Source organism: Neorhizobium sp. 05N33, assembly GCF_056397445.1.
Genome location: NZ_JBFTNK010000012.1, coordinates 96,520 through 113,987 on the forward strand (window position 1 = coordinate 96,520; position 17,468 = coordinate 113,987).

Consider the following 17,468-nt stretch of genomic DNA (forward strand, 5'->3'; position numbering starts at 1 on the left):
TTGACATGCGGCGGCGAAGAAACGATCAACAGGTCCATCGTAGCCGGAAACCGATCTCATGCAGGATACCAGCAGTGCCGTCCTCGTCATCTCCAGCCATGTTGTGCGCGGCTCGGTCGGCAATCGTGCCGCCGTCTTCGCGCTCGAGACGCTGGGGTTCCCCGTCTGGGCAATGCCGACCGTCGTCCTCCCCTGGCATCCCGGTCACGGACCTTCTACACGGCTGACCTTTCCCGAATCAGATTTTGACAAGGCTATAGACGATCTTATTCGGGCGCCATGGCTGGGAGAAGTGAAGGCGGTGCTGACCGGTTATTTCGGCAACGCCGCCCAGCCGCGTTCGGTGGCGCGGCTTATCCGGGCGCTGAAGGAGAAGAACCCCGACCTTCTCTATGTCTGCGATCCCGTCATGGGCGATCTCGGCGGGCTCTATATTCCGCAGCCGACGGCAGAAGCGATCCGCGACGAACTCATTCCGCTGGCAACGATCGCCACCCCGAACCGTTACGAACTCGCCTGGCTTTCCGGCGCGCCGCTTGAAACCAACAACGATATCATGGATGCCGCAATCGCGCTCGGGCCGCCACGCATCCTGGTGACCTCGGCCGTGCCGATGATGGCGGGCGGTACCGGCAATCTTTATCTGACCGGCAAACATGCGCTGCTTGCGGAACACCGGCTGATCGACAATCCGCCGAACGGGCTGGGGGACCTGCTGGGCGCCCTGTTCCTGGGGCGAATCCTTGCCGGCATGGACGAGGAAAAGGCGTTGCAGCTGGCAACAGCGAGCGTTTTCGAGGTCCTAGCCCGCACGGCCAAGCGCGGCGGCGACGAGCTGACGCTGGAGACCGACGCGTCCAGCCTCTCCACTCCCATGGCGATGGTGCAGATGCGCCGGCTCGTGCATCCGTTGCAGCGCACCAAGCGGTAATCGGCCTCGGAAGTTCGCAGATGCACAATGGCCGTTGATCTTCGCTCGGCGGCGCTATAATCGTTGCTCCATGACGGATTTTCCTGACAGACTACTGGCGGGCTACCGCAACTTCATGAGCGGTCGCTATAGTGACGAACGCGAGCGTTATCGCGTGCTGGCGGACAAGGGGCAGAACCCTCACACCCTTCTCATCGCCTGTTGCGATTCCCGTGCCGCACCGGAAACCATTTTCGACTGCGGTCCGGGGGAACTCTTCGTCGTCCGTAACGTCGCCAACATGGTCCCGCCTTTTGAACCGGACGGCCAGTTCCATGCCACGTCGGCGGCGTTGGAATATGCGGTCGAGGTTTTGGAAATCGACAATATCGTGGTGATGGGTCACGGCCGTTGCGGCGGTATCCGGGCGGCACTGGATCCGACCATGTCGCCGCTTTCTCCCGGCGATTTCATCGGCCGCTGGATGGCGCTGGTCAAACCGGCCGCCGAACAGATCCAGAGCAACGAGTTCATGACCCAGGCCGAGCGGCAGACAGCGCTGGAACGGGTGTCGATCCGCAATTCGATCGCCAACCTGGAAACGTTCCCGTTCGTCAAAAAACGCGGAGAGAAAGGCGAACTCAGCGTTCACGGCGCCTGGTTCGACATCTCGAGTGGCGAATTGTGGATTATGGACAGCAAGGGCGACTTCGTCCGTCCGGACCTTAGCGAACTGCCCGTCCAGGCCGAACAAGCGTCGGCCTGAATTTTTCAGGTGAAGCGAAACGTCACTGCCGGCGGGCTTATTGGCCGTCGATCTGTGCGCCCATATAGGCGATCGCCTGCTGATAGACGGTTGCGGCGTTCCAGCCCTGGATAGCAACGAAGTTCGGCTGGCCCGGCTGGTAACCGGCACCGGCTCTCCAGCCATGTCCTTTGAGGAAGTTGGCGGTCGAGGCAAGCGCATCGGCACGCGAACGGACCATGTCGATATGGCCGTCGCCGTCGCCGTCGGCTCCGTAGCGGACAACGTTCAGCGGCAGGAACTGGGTCTGGCCGATTTCGCCGTGGGCAGCGCCACGGGCGGTGACGCTCAGATCACCTCGGCCGACCAGCTCAAGCGCAGCATAAAGCTGTTCGGTGAAATAGGCGGAGCGGCGGCAATCGTAAGCGAGCGTTGCGACGGCGGAAAGCGTATGCTGATCGCCCATGAAGCTGCCGAAACCGGTTTCCATGCCCCAGATGGCGATGATCGGGCCGGCCGGCACGCCGAAGCGGCGCTCGATCTGCGCAAAAAGCGCGGCATTGCCGGACTTCATGCCTTTGCCGCGGGAGATGATGGCAGCTCCGCCGCGCTTCTTCATGAACTCGTCGAAGGAGAGTTTGAAGCTTTTCTGGCCGCGATCGGCGCTGATGGTCGGGCGATTGTAGGAGACGTTCGAGAAAGCCTTTTCGACGACGGAAGGATTGACGCCACTCGCAGGCGCAACACGCTTGAATTCCTCAACCCAACGGGCGAAACCGGATGAATCGTTGCCGCATTGGAGCGCAGCAAGCGCCGGGGTGGCGGTCATGAAACCGCTTGCGATCAATCCTGCCAGTAAAATCTTCTTCATGCGGTCAAACCCGTCCCCGAGAACCGGATCGCTCGGCCAGAAGCATCCGGATAATGTGCATTGTTTCGGCCTTATGGCGGCGGTTGCAAACAATCGCAACTCACCCGTTCATGAATAGTTCGTGATATGGGTGATTCGAAAGAAAAACCCCGCCATTTCTGACGGGGTTTCTATCGGAACATGCTTAATAAATTTATTATCTATCAGGCAGCAACCTTGCGCGGCTTGATCAGGCCGCGATTGACAAGCAACTCGGCGATCTGGATGGCGTTGAGCGCCGCGCCCTTGCGCAGGTTGTCGGAAACCACCCAGATGTTGAGGCCGTTTTCCACCGTCGCATCCTCACGGATACGGGAAATGTAGGTGGCATCCTCGCCGGCGCATTCATAAGGCGTGATGTAACCGCCGTTTTCGTGCTTGTCGATGACGAGGCAGCCGGGGGCTTCGCGCAGGATATCGCGGGCCTGGTCCGCGCTGATCTCGTTTTCGAACTCGATATTGACCGATTCCGAATGGCCGATGAAGACCGGAACGCGCACGGCGGTGCAGGTGACCTTGATCTTCGGGTCGAGCATCTTCTTGGTTTCGGCAAGAACCTTCCATTCTTCCTTCGTATATCCGTCTTCCATGAAGCTATCGATATGCGGGATGACGTTGAAGGCGATGCGCTTGGTGAACTTCTTGGATTCGACCGGATCGGCGACAAAAACGGCGCGCGTCTGGGTGAAGAGCTCGTCCATGCCTTCCTTGCCGGCGCCGGAAACCGACTGGTAGGTCGAGACGACGACACGCTTGATCTTGGCAAAGTCGTGCAGTGGCTTCAGGGCAACGACGAGCTGCGCTGTCGAGCAATTCGGGTTGGCGATGATGTTGCGCTTGGTAAAACCGGAGATCGCATCTGGGTTCACTTCCGGAACGATCAACGGAACGTCCTGGTCGTAACGCCAGGCGGAAGAGTTATCGATGACGACGCAGCCCTGGGCGCCGATCTTCGGCGACCACTTCTTGGAAACCTCGCCGCCGGCCGACATCAGGCAGATGTCGGTGTCGGAAAAATCGTAGTTTTCCAGGTTGGAAACCTTCAGCGTCCGGTCGCCGAACGAAACTTCGGTTCCCTGGCTACGGGCGGATGCCAGCGCCACGACCTCGTCGACCGGGAAGCCGCGCTCGGAAAGGATCGTCAGCATTTCCCTGCCGACATTGCCGGTTGCACCGGCGACTGCGATCTTGAAACCCATTTTTTGCTCTCTTTCTGTCTCTCCTCGTTTCCGGTGAGGGGGAAGCCGCGGTTAAAGTCGCGGAATTCCTTGTCCCCGGCCATCCGGGGAGAGAGCGGCGGCCAGAGACGTCAGACGGTTTTCGTCGTCGTTTTGGCCTTGGTTTTGAAGAAAGCGGAAAAACACGCCCGCTGCGCAGCTTGGATAGCCGGCAGTGCGGAGGCAGCGATGTCGAATTCGCAGGCGCGCATGTGGGTGTCTTCCCGTTCGCGAAGGTGTTTAGAAGATTTTTGCAATGAGTCAAGCGATGCTAACCCGATTGCTGCGCTGCATTGACCTCATGCCGCGCTGCGGCATCCGTGGTGCACGGTGCGCGCGATATTAGACGAAAGTCATAATCCCAAAGCATCCCTCTCCTTGAGCCTTGAATTCTGTCAATCTGCGACAATGCGTCGCCGTGGCCAAGCCCAGGAGGAACGGGCCCGGAGCCGGCACGCGAGTTTTATCTTGAGGGAGGACGATAATGGCAAATGTCGCAACGGGGGTCGGCGCGAAGGCCGGACCGATGACGCGGGAGGAGAAGAAAGTCATCTTCGCTTCTTCGCTCGGCACCGTATTCGAATGGTACGATTTCTATCTCTATGGTTCACTCGCCACCTATATCGGCGCGACCTTTTTCACCCAGTATCCGGAAGCAACGCGTAACATCTTCACGCTGCTCGCGTTCGCTGCGGGCTTCCTGGTCCGCCCCTTCGGCGCGCTGGTATTTGGCCGCCTGGGCGACCTCGTCGGCCGGAAATACACCTTCCTTGTGACCATTCTGATCATGGGCATGTCGACCTTCCTGGTCGGTATCCTGCCGGGTGCCGCCACGATCGGCATCGCAGCCCCGATCATCCTGATCGCCCTGCGCCTCCTGCAAGGCCTTGCGCTTGGTGGCGAATATGGCGGTGCCGCGACCTATGTGGCCGAACATGCGCCCCATGGGCGACGTGGGTATTTCACTTCATGGATCCAGACGACCGCGACACTCGGTCTGTTCCTGTCGCTGATCGTCATCGTCTTTGTCCAGTGGGTCATGGGTTCCACCGCGTTTGCGGCCTGGGGCTGGCGCATTCCGTTCCTCGTGTCCGTCATCCTGCTCGGGGTTTCCGTCTGGATCCGCCTGAAGATGAACGAGTCGCCGGCGTTCCAGAAGATGAAGGCGGAAGGCAAGGGCTCCAAGGCTCCGCTGACGGAAGCCTTCGGCACCTGGCGCAACGCCAAGATCGCCATCATCGCGCTTCTCGGCGCGACCATGGGCCAGGCCGTCGTCTGGTATGGCGGCCAGTTCTATGCACTGTTCTTCCTGCAGAACGTGCTGAAGGTCGATCTCCTGTCGGCCAATATCATGGTCGCCATCGCGCTCTTCCTCGGCACACCGTTCTTCGTCATCTTCGGCGGGCTTTCTGACAAGATCGGCCGCAAGCCGATCATCATGGCCGGCCTGCTGATCGCAGCGGTCACTTACTTCCCGCTCTTCAAGGCGATGACCTCGATGGCGAACCCGGCACTTGCCGAAGCCCAGGCGACGATCAAGGCGACTGTCACGGCCGATCCGGCGGATTGCAAATTCCAGTTCAACCCGACCGGCACATCGAAGTTCACCAGCTCCTGCGATATCGCCACGTCGTTCTTGACCCGCAACTCGGTGCCTTACGAAGTTGTCGTAGGTCCCACCGGCCAGCCGGCTACGGTGAAGATCGCTGACAAGACCGTCACCAGCTACGACTCGGTTGCGGCCGGTGCCGATGCCGCTGCCAAACAGCGCGCCTTCGAAAAGGGCGTGAATGTTGCGCTTCACGATGCCGGTTACCCGCTAAGCCGCGGTGCGATCAAGGTGGCGGATTCCAAGCTCGACGCTTTCATCGCCGCCAATCCGGAACTTGCTCTCAATGCCGCCTCGGTTCGCGGCGGCGAAAAGGCGAGCGTTCCTGCGGCCGACCTCGTCAGCCAAAAGCTGCTGACCGCGGACGAAGCGAAGGGCGTCACCGACATGCCGGTCTATACGATCGCCAAGGGCGGTGCGTTCACGATGGTGGCCGATCCGGCCCGGGTGAACTGGATCGGCACGATCGCCATCCTGTTCGTCCTGGTGCTCTATGTGACGATGGTCTACGGCCCGATCGCGGCCCTGCTGGTCGAACTCTTCCCGACCCGCATCCGGTATACCGGCATGTCGCTGCCTTACCACATCGGCAACGGCTGGTTCGGCGGCCTTCTGCCGGCTACGGCCTTCGCGATGAGTGCCGCCAAGGGCGATATCTACTATGGTCTCTGGTATCCGATTGTTTTCGCAGTCATCACTCTGGTGATCGGGCTGCTCTTCCTGCCGGAAACAAAGGATCGCGATATCCACGCCGAATAAGGGTTTGCGTCAGCAACCCAGCTAAAATGAAAAGCCCGGCGCAGGCGACTGCGCCGGGCTTTTTCATGAAGGGATCATTGCTGTTTTACGTCCGTCTCCCGCTTCGGCGGCATGCCACGCGGCGGGAAGGGCGTGTTTTTCCAGTCGGGACGTATCAGCAGGGGTATCGCCCGGCGCAGAACCGGCCAGCCGTCCGGCTCCTGCCGGAAGAGCAGCCCGTAACGGGAAAAGACGATTGCCATGATGACGGAGAACCAGGCGCCGAAGGAGAGGCCTGCAATCACGTCGCTCGGATAATGGGCTCCGACGATGACGCGCGAAAAACCGAGCCAGAAGCTGATGATCAGAAAGAACAGGCGGTAGCGGGGAGCGAGCAGCGCCAATGCCATCAGGAACGCGCCCACCGTGGTTGCGTGGCCGGAAGGGAAGCTTTCGAACCGGGAGCCGGAAAAAGGGCTGAAGCCGTGGAAACCCCATTGCTCGTAAAGTCCTGGCCGGGCGCGTCCGATGATACGCTTCACCAGGTTGACGAGAAGGCCGGAACCGGCAACGGCCACAAAGATATAAGCCGCGACATGACTGACCAGCATCGCCTGGAAGCGGGCTTTCAGGCCGGGTACGAGCCGGATAACGGCGAGCGCTTCGAAAAAGAGTAGCGCTGCCGCAAAAAGGATCCAGCCGGAGGTGCCGAAATCGGTAATCGCCCTGCCGACCGGCAGCAGCACGTTAGGCGTATGGGCGGCATAGGAGCCGACCGGGGCATCGAGCAGGAAAAAGGCGATCAGGATCAGGTTGATCGTGACCAGCACATAAGGCAGCCATCGGGGCGAAGGCGGCCCGGATGGATGGCGATACCGCCGATGTTTCAGTTTTTCGATTGTCCGGTTCATCGGCCTCTGTCCGTGGCGCGGGACCGATCCCGCGCCGCTTTTTCCCATAGATTCCGCGATATGGGTAGCAGAATACCGAACGCCAAATATGGAGGTGCCTTTCCACCCTCGGCGGAAAGGCACCGATCGGTGTTATCAGGCGGAAAGGCTTACGAATTCCTTGAGGATCGCATCGCCCATTTCGGCGGTGCCGACCTTGCGGGCGCCTTCGGCCATGATGTCGCCGGTGCGGATACCCTGATCCAGCACGTTGGCGATGGCCTTTTCGAGGTTGTCGGCTTCCGTGACCATATTGAAGGAGTAGCGAAGGCACATGGCGAACGAAGCAATCATCGCAATCGGGTTGGCAACGCCGGTGCCGGCGATGTCAGGCGCCGAGCCGTGGACCGGTTCGTAAAGCGCCTTGCGTTTGCCGGTCTTGGCATCGGGTGCGCCGAGCGATGCGGAGGGCAGCATGCCGAGCGAGCCGGTGAGCATTGCCGCGACGTCGGAGAGCATGTCGCCGAACAGGTTGTCGGTGACGATCACATCGAACTGTTTCGGAGCACGGACCAGTTGCATGCCGCCGGCATCGGCCAGCATGTGTTCCAGCTTGACGTCTGAATATTTCGCCTTGTGAGTTTCGGTGACCACCTGGTTCCAGAGCACGCCCGACTTCATGACGTTGCGCTTTTCCATCGAGCAGACGGCATTCTTACGGGTGCGGGCAAGCTCGAAGGCGACGCCGGCAATGCGCTCGATTTCATAGGTATCGTAGACCTGCGTATCGATGCCGCGCTTCTGGCCGTTGCCGAGGTCGACGATTTCCTTCGGTTCGCCGAAATAGACGCCGCCGGTCAATTCGCGGACGATCAGGATATCGAGGCCTTCGACCAGTTCCGGCTTCAGGGAGGAAGCGGAGCTAAGCGCCGGATAGCAGATGGCCGGACGCAGGTTGGCAAACAGCTGCATGTCCTTACGCAGGCGAAGCAGGCCGGCTTCCGGACGGACTTCATAAGGAACCTGATCCCATTTCGGGCCGCCGACGGCGCCGAAGAGAACGGCATCCGCGTTCATGGCCTTGCTCATGTCCTCTTCGGAAATCGCGGCGCCATGGGCATCGTAAGCGCATCCTCCGACCAGTCCTTCGTCGAGGACGAAATCGGCCTTCATGGCGCTGTTCATATGGGCGATGATCTTGCGGACTTCGCCCATGGCCTCGGGGCCGATGCCGTCGCCGGGAAGGAGGAAGAGGTTCTTTGCCATATCGTTTGGTATCCTTGCGGGTTTTGCAGGCTCGCGTCCTCCCGCGCGGAATTTCCGCGCCTGGCAAAACCTCGTCCGAACCTGCTAGAGCGACGAGGCTGGAAAGGTTTTAAGGGCTGCCGGCGCCGATGCGGGCAGTCACTTCGATCTCGATCTTCATTTCGGGCATGGTGAGCCCGCAGACGACCATCGTGGCCGCTGGCCGGATCTCGGAGAAGGTCTCGCCAAGTACCTGAACGATGGCGTCGTAATCGGCCATATCGGTGAGGTAATAGCGCACCCGGACGACGTCCTGAAGGCTGCTGCCGGCCTCTTTCAATGCCTTCTCGATCGTGCCGAGCGTATTGCGGGCCTGGGCGGCGGCGTCTTCGGGCATTTCCATCCGACCATAGTCGTAGCCGGTGGTGCCGGAGACATAGACCATGTCGCGGTCGACGACGGCGCGCGAATAGCCGATCCGCGCTTCGAAGGGCGATCCGGAGGAAATCCGCTTGACCATCAGGATGCTCCGGAAATCAGAGCCAGGGGCGAGCGGCTCGGTTGTTGTTTTCGAACGTGCTGATCGCCGCATCGCTCTTCAGCGTCGAGGCAATGTCGTCGAGGCCTTCGAGCATGATATGGCGGCGGCCGGGATCGATGTCGAAACGGATGGAGCCGCCATCCGGGCCGGTGATTTCCTGGGCTTCCAGGTCGATCGAAAGGATGGCGTTCGAGCCGCGCTCGGCATCGTCCATCAGCTTTTCAAGATCTTCCGGGGAAACGACGATCGGCAGGATGCCGTTCTTGAAACAGTTATTGTAGAAAATGTCGGCGAAGCTCGTCGAGATGACGCAGCGGATGCCGAAATCGAGAAGCGCCCACGGTGCGTGTTCGCGCGAGGAACCGCAGCCGAAATTGTCGCCGGCGACCAGGATCTTGGCGTTCTGATAGGCGGGCTTGTTCAGCACGAAATCCGGGTTGATCGAGCCGTCGTCATTGTAACGGGCTTCCGCGAACAGGCCCTTGCCGAGGCCGGTGCGCTTGATCGTCTTGAGATAATCCTTCGGAATGATCATGTCCGTGTCGATATTGACGACCGGCAGCGGCGCTGCAACGCCGGTGAGCTTGGTGAACTTTTCCATGATCTGCCTCCACGTGGACTTATCTGCGGAAGCTGCCATAAAGCATATTGACGCGGATTTGAAGGGCTGTTTGGCGTGAACCGGTACGCTCACGCGCCGGCAACCGGCGCATTCGTCTCTTTACCGCTTCAGCGCGATCAAAGGTCGATGATCGTGCCGCGGCCGTCGTTCCAGACGCGCATCTCGCGCTTGCTCGCCTTGGCCCGTACCGGAACCGGCTTCAGCCGCGCCGAAAGCGCACGCCCGATGGACAGAACTGCGAGAATGCCGGCAAAGGCGACGGTCAGCGAAGCCGTCAGAAGTGCTGCCATGGCGAGCACGGCAATGGCTGATATGATGACGAAGAATACGCGAATGTTTTGCATGGTATATACCTTTCTCATCAAGGAATGTGGAGCCTTCCGCCCTGTCTTGCAAGGGGCTTTGGGCATGCAGTATTGCCGCAGACCAAAAAGATTGGCACAAAGCGCGGATGATCGCCTTGACTGATATCAAATCCGCCTCCTTTCATATTCGCCGCTCGATCCTGAGCGTGCCGGCCGGCAATGCGAGGGCATTGGAAAAGGTGCATGGCCTCGATTGCGATGCGGCGATCTTCGATCTGGAAGATTCCGTCGCGCCGGAAAAGAAGGCGGAGGCCCGCGACAACCTGCGCCGGTTGTTTAAGGAAAATCCGCTCCGGGGCAGGGAAACGATCATCCGCATCAACCCGCTCGAAACCGAATTCGGCAAGGCGGATATGGACCTGGTGACCGAGGTCTCTCCCGACGTGGTGCTGATCCCGAAGGTCGAGCACATGTCGCAGGTCCAGGCGGTGGCGGATATCCTGTCCGAGGCCGGGGCTCCGGACGATCTTGCCATCTGGGCGATGATCGAAACGCCGAAGGGCGTCCTGAATGCGCCGGCAATTGCCCCTGTCGACGAGCGGCTCCAGTGTTTCGTGGTCGGCCTCAACGACCTGCGCAAGGAGACGGGCGTGCTGCCGCAGCCCGGTCGGGCCTATCTGGTGCCCTGGCTGATGCAGATCGTGCTTGCCGGCCGCGCCCATGGGATCGATGTGATCGACAGCGTCTTCAACGACTTCAAGGATGCGGAAGCCTTCGATGCGGAATGCGCGCAGGGCCGCGCCATGGGTTTTTCCGGCAAGATGCTGATCCATCCGGCCCAGATCGAACCCGCCAACCGGCATTTCGGGCCGGATCCCCGGGCTGTGGAAGAGGCTCAAGCGGTGATCGCTGCCTTCGCCCAGTCAGAAGCTCAATCTCTCAACGTCATCAACCTGAACGGCAAGATGGTCGAACGTCTGCACCTGGTGGAGGCCGAAAAGCTTGCCGCCAGAGCCAGGATCATCGCCGAACGAAAGAAAACGCCATGAAACTTTATCGCTTCCTCAGCGGTCCCGACGATTCCTCCTTCTGCCACAAGGTGACGGCGGCGCTGAACAAGGGCTGGGAACTTTCCGGTTCGCCGACCTATGCCTTCAACGCCACGACCGGCGAGATGCAGTGCGGCCAGGCGGTGACCAAAACCGTTCATGGCAAGGAATACGATCCCGAGATGAAGCTCGGAGAGCAATAAGCTCCAGTCAGAGGGGATCAGCGCTGAGCAGCTTCGTCGGCGCTGGCCTCGATACGCTCCATGTCGTCGTCGCTGAGGCCGAAATGGTGGCCGATCTCGTGGATCAGCACATGGGTGATGATATCGCCCAGGGTTTCCTCGTTTTCCGCCCAGTAATCCAGGATCGGCCGGCGATAAAGCCGGATGCGGTTCGGCAATTCACCGGTTTCCATGTTGAACCGCTCGGAAATGCCGCGGCCTTCGAAAAGGCCGAGCAGGTCGAAAGGCGTCTCGAGTGCCATATCCTCGAAAACGTCGTCGTCCGGAAAATCCTCGATCTCGATCGTCAGGTTGACGGTGAGAGCCCGGAATTCCTCCGGTAAATGACCATAGGCCTCGATTGCCAGCGACTCGAACGTGCTGATCGTCGGTGCGTGGCGATCCTGCCAATCGTCGGTCTGGTCGATGCGGGCCATAGGCTCTCCTTCTGATCAGGCCCATATAGTACCTCCCGCGATATTTTTCGAGTGAAGAATCATTGGCCTAGGATCCGAGGAAAAGATTCCCAGGATTTGGCTGTTGACTCTTTCGGCCAGCTCTGGAATCCATAAGAACATAAAGAGAACATGTACGAATGGAGCTGACGCCATGGCCGAGCACGCCACGGCGCAGGAGACGCTTTTTGCCCTGCGCGAACAGATCGCCAGATTGGAAGGAAAATCTCTCCCGGCGCTTGCCGCGGCGGAACAGGCGGACTTGGCCGCTGATCCGGAAGGCCAGAAAACCAGGAATAATCAACCGCGTCTGCCATTCGGCATACCGCCGATGGATACCGCGTTGGAAGGTGGCCTGCCACTCGACGGCATCACGGAAATCCGCTCGCTGCTGATGGGAGATGCCGGAGCAGCAAGCGGCTTTGCTCTCTCGCTGGCCTCTCACCTGAAAGCGAGACAGCCAGGCGACGCGCCGGTTCTGTGGATCGGCGATGTCGTGTCCACGCAGGAGGCCGGAATTCCCTATTCCGTCGGCCTCAAACAGTTCGGATTGAGCCAGCGGGATGTTCTTTACGCCTCTCCGCGCAAGCTGGACGATGCCCTGTGGCTTGCGGAGACTGCGGTGGCCAGCGGGGCTGTTGTCGCCATCATTCTCGAAATCCGGGGCAACCCCAGGCATTTCGGTCTCACCGAAAGCCGCAGGCTGGGTTTGAGGGCAAAGGCGGCGGGACGGCCGCTCTTTCTGTTGCGGCATGCGGGAGAGGAGGAGGCAAGCAGCGCCTCGTTCCGCTTCCTTGTCGAACCGGCGCCGGCGGCTCGCCGGCATCTTCCGGAGGGATCCGAGCTTGGCGGCAGCATCGGTCATCCCGTTTTCAGGCTGACCCTGGAGAAGAGCCGCATCCCGGCTCCGCTATCCCTACTTCTGGAGTGGAATCCCCATGACCGTCAATTTTCCCTCGGCCGAGAGGCAGGAGAGGCTTTCTCTTTCCGCAACCCGCCAGCGCATCCTGGCGCTCGTCTTCCCGCACCTGCCGACCGACAGGATCGCACGCCGGCTCTGGGGGCTGTCGTGGCGTTCGAAAGGGCGTCCTGAACATCATCCGCCGATCCTCTGTGCCGGCCGGCGCGAAAACGCCATGCGGCTCACAGCGCTCGACGAGGTTTCCGAACGTCTCGGGCTGAAGCGTGGGCAGGGGTTGGCGGAAGCGCGCGCCATGTTCCCGAAGATCGACGTGGTGGACGAGGATGGCGCGGCGGACCAGGGCCTTCTTGAGGCGATCGCCGATTGGTGCGACCGTTATACACCGCTGGTGGCGCTGGACGGCCGCGAAGGTCTGTTTCTCGACATAACCGGCTGCACCCACCTCTTCGGTGGCGAGGAGGCTCTGCTCAAGGACATCCTTGGCCGACTTTTGCAGATGGGATTCGATGTCAAAGGGGCGATCTCCTCGTCGCCAGGCCTGTCCTGGGCCGCCTGTCGCTTCGGTCGCGGCGGCGTGATTGCCGACCAAGTGACGGAGGCGGTGCTGGCGCCGCTGCCGGTCAACGCTTTGCGTATCGATGAGGCCACCATCGCAGCGCTCTACAAGCTCGGACTGAAAAAGATCGGCGACCTTCTGCCGATGCCGCGTGCGCCGTTGGCTCGCCGTTTTGGCATTCATCTATTGCTTCGGCTGGATCAGGCGCTCGGGCACAATGAGGAAGCCATCTCGCCTCGCCGTCCCGTGGCTGCCCTTTCCGCCGAGCGACGGCTCGCCGAACCGATCCAGGCGGAAGAACATATTCTGCAGCTGGCCGGCCAGATTGCCATTTCGTTGAAATCGGAACTGGAAGCCCGTGGTGTCGGGGGGCGTGTTTTCGAACTGGTGCTTTTCCGGGTCGATGGCCGGGTGTTTCGCATCGCCGCCGGTGCCTCGCAGCCGTTGCAGGATCCGAAACGGATCTCTTCGCTGTTTTCCGAGCGCCTGAACGCCGTGCACGATGACCTCGATGCAGGCTTTGGTTTCGAGCTCCTGCGCCTCAACGTGTTGCAATACGATGTCTTCAGGATTTCCCAGGGTGATTTCACCGGCAATGGCGATAGCGAAATCTCGCTTGCCGATTTTGTCGATCGGGTTTCGGCCCGGCTCGGGGCCGATTGTCTGCAGATCGCCGAACCGAAGCAGAGCCACGTGCCGGAGCGCGCGGAAGTGTTCGTGCCGGCGATTGCCTCGCGGATCGTCCGGGAAAAGACCGAGGAGATTTTTGCCTTCGCGCCGAAAAGCGACCGCCCCTTGCGGCTCTTCCGTCATCCGGAACTGATGGAGGCTTTTGCGGCAACGGTGCCGGATGGCCCTCCGCAGCGTTTCCGCTGGCGCCGCATCGTCCATGAAGTCATCCGTGCGGAGGGGCCGGAGCGGATTTCGCCCGAATGGTGGAATGACGAGGAGGATGTCGAGGAGCGCGACTATTTCAGGCTTGAGAGTGAGGCGGGCCGCCGCTTCTGGATTTTCCGCGCCGGTCATTACGTTGCCGGCAAAACTGCGCCGACCTGGCGCGTGCATGGGATTTTCGCATGACGGACGCTCCCGTTTTTTTCGAGATCGGTGCAAAGACCAATTTCTCTTTCCTGGAAGGGGCTGCCAAACCGGAGGAGATGATCTTGGCGGCAAGCGTGCTCGGCCTATCCGGCCTTGGTATAGCCGACAGGAATTCCGTTGCCGGCGTGGTGAGAGCGCATAGCCAAGTCAGAAACATGAAGGAAACCTACGAGCTTCAGCAGAAGCAGGGCAGAAAGAAAGACGAGGAAGCAGCCATCCTCCCTTGTGCGTTTTATCCGGGAGCGAGGCTCGTTTTTTCCGACAACACGCCGGATATTCTCGCCTATCCGCAGAACCGGAAGGGCTGGGCCAATCTCTGCCGTCTGCTGAGCCGTGGAAATCTCAGGACCAACAAAGGGTCCTGCATTCTGGAAGAATGGGATCTTCTGGAATGGTGCGACGAGATGATGCTGGCGGTCGTGCCGGATTTTTCCCGCGTGGAAGAGATGGCCTATCAATATCACCTGGGAGGCTGTCTCGGTAAATACAGAGAGCGGTTCAAAAAGAACATCTATCTGGTTCTGGCGCCGACCTATGATGGACGAGATGCCTTTGTTTTCAACTTGCTTGCCCGGATTGCTGCGCGCAACCGGGTGCCCTTGGTCGCGACCAACCTGCCTCTTTTCCATCTCCCTTATCGGCGATCCCTGTCGGATGTGGTCACGGCAATCCGCGAACATGTGACGATCCAGGAAGCTGGCTTTCGTCTGGCCCCGAACGGAGAGAGGTACATCAAGCAACCTGCCGAAATGGCGCGGCTCTTCCGCGCCTATCCCGATGCGATCGACAATACGGGAAAGTTCTTCAGCCGGCTGAAGTTTTCGCTCGATGAACTCAGCCATAACTATCCGGATGAGAGCGTTCCGGGTGAAACCGTATCGGAAACCTTGGAGCGTCTTACCTGGGAGGGCGCCAGGTGGCGTTATCCGGATAAGATCCCTGAGAAGGTTTCCAAGCAGATCAGGTATGAGCTCAATCTCATCAAGGAGATGCAATACGAGCCTTATTTCCTGACGGTTCGTCATATCGTCTGGCATGCCCGCTATGAGTTGAAGATCCTCTGCCAGGGGCGTGGCTCAGCGGCCAATTCCAGCGTCTGTTATTGTCTCGGTATTACCGAAGTCGATCCGACATCCACGACACTGCTCTTTGAACGCTTCATTTCGACCGAACGAAACGAACCGCCGGATATCGATGTCGATTTTGAACATGCGCGGCGCGAGGAGGTGATCCAGTACATTTATCAGCATTATGGCTTTCGCCATGCCGGCCTGACGGCGGCGGTTACGAGTTATCGGACCCGCATGGCCGGCCGTGAGGTTGCCAAGGCTTTTGGGCTCTCAGAGGATGTACAGGCGGCACTTTCGAGCACGGTGTGGGGTTGGTCGGATGAAGGCACGTCGGAAAGAGACGCAAAAGCCGCGGGTCTCGACACTGCCGACTTTGTGACAAAACAGGTTCTTTCGCATGCGCAGGAACTTATGGGTTTCCCGCGCCATCTCACCCAGCATGTCGGCGGTTTCCTGATCACGCGCGACCGGCTTGACGAAATCGTGCCGATCATGAAAACGGCCATGCCGGGCCGTTACATGATCGAATGGGACAAGGACGATCTCGACACCCTGAAGCTCCTGAAGATAGACGTGCTGGCGCTCGGCATGCTGACCTGCCTCAAAAAAGCGTTCGATCTGATGCAGCAGCATTATCAGGTCAATGAGACATTGGCCGGATTGCAGCAGCGGCCCGAGAAGGCTGTTTACGACATGATCTGCCGTGCGGACACGATCGGGGTTTTCCAGATCGAGAGCCGGGCGCAGATGAGCATGTTGCCGAGGCTGAGACCCGAAAAGTTTTATGACCTTGTTGTCGAAGTGGCGATCGTCAGACCCGGTCCCATCCAAGGAAACATGGTCCATCCGTATCTAAAACGGCGCGAAGCCCAACGGAACAAACAGCCGATCGAATATCCCAGTCCTGAGTTGGAAAAGGTTCTTGAACGCACGCTAGGCGTACCTCTCTTTCAAGAGCAGGCAATGCAGATTGCAATAACTGCAGCCGGTTTTTCTCCTGAAAAAGCGGACAAGCTACGTCGATCGATGGCGACGTTCAAGCGATCGGGAAGAGTGGAGGAATTTAAGAACGATTTTGTTGCAGGTATGTTGAAAAACGAGCGTTATTCCAAGGAATTTGCAGAAAGCTGCTTCAGCCAGATCCAGGGCTTTGCCGAATACGGCTTTCCAGAAAGTCATGCGGCGTCATTCGCTTTGCTTGTCTACGTATCCTCCTGGATCAAGGCCTATTATCCGGATGTCTTCTGCACGGCGATGCTGAATTCGCAGCCGATGGGATTTTATGCGCCGGCCCAGCTCATACGGGATGCACGCGAGCACGGTGTCAGGATTCTCCCCGTCGACGTCAACAGGTCAGAATGGGATTGCACTTTGGAAGAGGCCGTTTTCGACAAAAACGCGATCGACAAGCGTCACGGATCCATGCGGGATGTCATCAGGACGAGATATGCTGTGCGACTGGGTTTCCGCCAGGTCAGAGGTTTGGCAGAGGAGGACATGATCAAGAAATTGATCGCCAATCGCGGGCAGGGATATGAGTCCGTCCACGATCTAAGGATCCGGTCTGGTCTCGACAAATCGGCTATCGAGCGGCTGGCTGATGCTGATGCCTTTGGAGATATTGCGTTATCGCGCCGACAAGCACTTTGGGCAGTTCGTGGTCTCGATGCCAAAAAGACGACCGAGAGCCGATCTCTATTTGACGTTGGGGACAATGCGGATCTCCGGCCCGAGGCGAAAGCGACGCTGCCGGAAATGCTGCCCGGCGAACAGGTGATCGAGGATTACCGCTATCTCTCGCTTTCGCTGAAGGCGCATCCGGTCTCGTTTCTGCGCGAAGAATTCAAGGCGATGGGGATTACCCGTAGCGTCGATCTTTTGACGGTCCCGAACGGGCAGAGGGTGACGATCGGCGGGATCGTTCTTGTCCGGCAGCGGCCGGGCTCGGCCAAGGGGGTTATCTTCATGACGCTGGAAGACGAGACCGGTGTTGCCAATGCGATCGTCTGGTCGAAGATTTTCGAACGTTATCGGCCGGTCGTGATGGGCGCGCGGCTGGTGAAGATCCGGGGGAGACTGCAAAGCCAGAGCGGCGTCATCCATACCGTGGTCGAGCATATCGAAGACATTACCCCGATGCTGGGTCTGCTGCAGAAGGAGGCGAGGCGGTTCGGCGTGTCGGCCCGCTCGGACGAGGCGCTGCAATCGAGCGGAGACCACCGGCAGAAGAGGCGTTCGAATGGAATGGAGGAGGCGCGCAGGGGAAGTGCAAAAGAGGCGGTGCCTGACGGTTCCTACGAAGCCGGACCAGGGAGTGTCATGCCGAAGGGCCGCAATTTCCACTAATTACCGATGCCATGAT

General features: G+C 59.6%; 16 protein-coding genes. 8 read left to right on the forward strand and 8 right to left on the reverse strand.

Translation table 11 applies throughout. The annotated features are described in order from the left end of the window. Positions 1-58: 58 nt before the first annotated feature. Both pdxY and AC1DLT_RS24350 read left to right on the forward strand, forming a co-directional pair. Positions 59-931, forward strand: a complete 873-nt coding sequence (pdxY, locus tag AC1DLT_RS24345; protein WP_038547291.1) for a pyridoxal kinase PdxY — start codon at positions 59-61, stop codon at positions 929-931. Between the two features lie 70 nt (positions 932-1,001). Beyond that, the gene (locus AC1DLT_RS24350; protein ID WP_477488458.1) at positions 1,002-1,676 is read left to right on the forward strand and encodes a carbonic anhydrase; all 675 of its coding nucleotides are present in this window, start codon (positions 1,002-1,004) and stop codon (positions 1,674-1,676) included. Positions 1,677-1,713: 37 nt separating this feature from the next. On the opposite strand, the gene AC1DLT_RS24355 is transcribed toward AC1DLT_RS24350, so the two are convergent. Both AC1DLT_RS24355 and AC1DLT_RS24360 read right to left on the reverse strand, forming a co-directional pair. Then, entirely contained in the window at positions 1,714-2,526 is an 813-nt protein-coding gene (locus AC1DLT_RS24355) for a lytic murein transglycosylase (protein WP_477488459.1), read from the reverse strand. A 203-nt stretch (positions 2,527-2,729) separates the two neighbouring features. After that, the gene (locus tag AC1DLT_RS24360) at positions 2,730-3,764 is read right to left on the reverse strand and encodes an aspartate-semialdehyde dehydrogenase (RefSeq protein WP_477488460.1); all 1,035 of its coding nucleotides are present in this window, start codon (positions 3,762-3,764) and stop codon (positions 2,730-2,732) included. Between the two features lie 502 nt (positions 3,765-4,266). On the opposite strand from AC1DLT_RS24360, the gene AC1DLT_RS24365 reads away from it, so the two are divergent. Continuing rightward, positions 4,267-6,150 (forward strand): MFS transporter, encoded by a 1,884-nt coding sequence (locus AC1DLT_RS24365; protein ID WP_477488461.1) that lies wholly within the window; start codon positions 4,267-4,269, stop codon positions 6,148-6,150. A gap of 74 nt (positions 6,151-6,224) precedes the next feature. On the opposite strand, the gene lpxE is transcribed toward AC1DLT_RS24365, so the two are convergent. The 5 genes from lpxE to AC1DLT_RS24390 all read right to left on the reverse strand — a co-directional run bounded on the left by lpxE (position 6,225) and on the right by AC1DLT_RS24390 (position 9,771). Next, positions 6,225-7,040, reverse strand: a complete 816-nt coding sequence (gene lpxE / locus AC1DLT_RS24370; protein ID WP_477488462.1) for a lipid A 1-phosphatase LpxE — start codon at positions 7,038-7,040, stop codon at positions 6,225-6,227. Positions 7,041-7,175: 135 nt separating this feature from the next. Further along, entirely contained in the window at positions 7,176-8,285 is a 1,110-nt protein-coding gene (leuB, locus tag AC1DLT_RS24375) for a 3-isopropylmalate dehydrogenase (protein ID WP_477488463.1), read from the reverse strand. Positions 8,286-8,394: 109 nt separating this feature from the next. Further along, on the reverse strand, positions 8,395-8,784 hold the full coding sequence (locus AC1DLT_RS24380; RefSeq protein WP_038547274.1) for a RidA family protein: 390 nt from the start codon (positions 8,782-8,784) through the stop codon (positions 8,395-8,397). Between the two features lie 16 nt (positions 8,785-8,800). Further along, positions 8,801-9,406: a 3-isopropylmalate dehydratase small subunit gene (gene leuD, locus AC1DLT_RS24385; protein ID WP_038547271.1), complete on the reverse strand. Its 606-nt coding sequence runs from the start codon at positions 9,404-9,406 to the stop codon at positions 8,801-8,803. A gap of 137 nt (positions 9,407-9,543) precedes the next feature. Continuing rightward, complete coding sequence (locus tag AC1DLT_RS24390) at positions 9,544-9,771, reverse strand: hypothetical protein (RefSeq protein WP_038591495.1); 228 nt, start codon at positions 9,769-9,771, stop codon at positions 9,544-9,546. A gap of 107 nt (positions 9,772-9,878) precedes the next feature. Here AC1DLT_RS24390 and AC1DLT_RS24395 point away from each other — a divergent pair, with 107 nt between their 5' ends. Then, on the forward strand, positions 9,879-10,781 hold the full coding sequence (locus AC1DLT_RS24395; protein WP_477488464.1) for an HpcH/HpaI aldolase/citrate lyase family protein: 903 nt from the start codon (positions 9,879-9,881) through the stop codon (positions 10,779-10,781). Beyond that, on the forward strand, positions 10,778-10,984 hold the full coding sequence (locus tag AC1DLT_RS24400; RefSeq protein WP_007764402.1) for a DUF1737 domain-containing protein: 207 nt from the start codon (positions 10,778-10,780) through the stop codon (positions 10,982-10,984). The genes AC1DLT_RS24395 and AC1DLT_RS24400 overlap by 4 nt, the downstream gene beginning before the upstream one ends. Positions 10,985-11,001: 17 nt before the next feature. Here the strand turns inward: AC1DLT_RS24400 and AC1DLT_RS24405 are convergent, their stop codons facing one another. Continuing rightward, on the reverse strand, positions 11,002-11,439 hold the full coding sequence (locus AC1DLT_RS24405; protein ID WP_038547261.1) for a metallopeptidase family protein: 438 nt from the start codon (positions 11,437-11,439) through the stop codon (positions 11,002-11,004). A 172-nt stretch (positions 11,440-11,611) separates the two neighbouring features. On the opposite strand from AC1DLT_RS24405, the gene AC1DLT_RS24410 reads away from it, so the two are divergent. From AC1DLT_RS24410 to AC1DLT_RS24420, 3 genes are read left to right on the forward strand one after another with little or no spacing between them, the layout of a single operon-like run. Beyond that, entirely contained in the window at positions 11,612-12,550 is a 939-nt protein-coding gene (locus AC1DLT_RS24410) for an ImuA family protein (protein ID WP_477488465.1), read from the forward strand. A gap of 13 nt (positions 12,551-12,563) precedes the next feature. Continuing rightward, positions 12,564-14,015, forward strand: a complete 1,452-nt coding sequence (locus AC1DLT_RS24415) for a Y-family DNA polymerase (RefSeq protein WP_477488510.1) — start codon at positions 12,564-12,566, stop codon at positions 14,013-14,015. After that, positions 14,012-17,452, forward strand: coding sequence for an error-prone DNA polymerase (locus tag AC1DLT_RS24420; protein WP_477488466.1), 3,441 nt, complete (start codon positions 14,012-14,014; stop codon positions 17,450-17,452). Before AC1DLT_RS24415 ends, AC1DLT_RS24420 begins: the two co-directional genes overlap by 4 nt. Positions 17,453-17,468: the final 16 nt, after the last annotated feature.

Coding starts and splice junctions, on each gene's coding strand:
- AC1DLT_RS24355 (WP_477488459.1), bottom strand. CDS start 2,526: ATGAAGAAGATTTTACTGGCAGGATTGATCGCAAGCGGTTTCATGACC.
- AC1DLT_RS24390 (WP_038591495.1), bottom strand. CDS start 9,771: ATGCAAAACATTCGCGTATTCTTCGTCATCATATCAGCCATTGCCGTG.
- AC1DLT_RS24400 (WP_007764402.1), top strand. CDS start 10,778: ATGAAACTTTATCGCTTCCTCAGCGGTCCCGACGATTCCTCCTTCTGC.
- leuB (WP_477488463.1), bottom strand. CDS start 8,285: ATGGCAAAGAACCTCTTCCTCCTTCCCGGCGACGGCATCGGCCCCGAG.
- AC1DLT_RS24395 (WP_477488464.1), top strand. CDS start 9,879: ATGATCGCCTTGACTGATATCAAATCCGCCTCCTTTCATATTCGCCGC.
- AC1DLT_RS24365 (WP_477488461.1), top strand. CDS start 4,267: ATGGCAAATGTCGCAACGGGGGTCGGCGCGAAGGCCGGACCGATGACG.
- pdxY (WP_038547291.1), top strand. CDS start 59: ATGCAGGATACCAGCAGTGCCGTCCTCGTCATCTCCAGCCATGTTGTG.
- AC1DLT_RS24405 (WP_038547261.1), bottom strand. CDS start 11,439: ATGGCCCGCATCGACCAGACCGACGATTGGCAGGATCGCCACGCACCG.
- lpxE (WP_477488462.1), bottom strand. CDS start 7,040: ATGAACCGGACAATCGAAAAACTGAAACATCGGCGGTATCGCCATCCA.
- AC1DLT_RS24380 (WP_038547274.1), bottom strand. CDS start 8,784: ATGGTCAAGCGGATTTCCTCCGGATCGCCCTTCGAAGCGCGGATCGGC.
- AC1DLT_RS24420 (WP_477488466.1), top strand. CDS start 14,012: ATGACGGACGCTCCCGTTTTTTTCGAGATCGGTGCAAAGACCAATTTC.
- leuD (WP_038547271.1), bottom strand. CDS start 9,406: ATGGAAAAGTTCACCAAGCTCACCGGCGTTGCAGCGCCGCTGCCGGTC.
- AC1DLT_RS24350 (WP_477488458.1), top strand. CDS start 1,002: ATGACGGATTTTCCTGACAGACTACTGGCGGGCTACCGCAACTTCATG.
- AC1DLT_RS24410 (WP_477488465.1), top strand. CDS start 11,612: ATGGCCGAGCACGCCACGGCGCAGGAGACGCTTTTTGCCCTGCGCGAA.
- AC1DLT_RS24360 (WP_477488460.1), bottom strand. CDS start 3,764: ATGGGTTTCAAGATCGCAGTCGCCGGTGCAACCGGCAATGTCGGCAGG.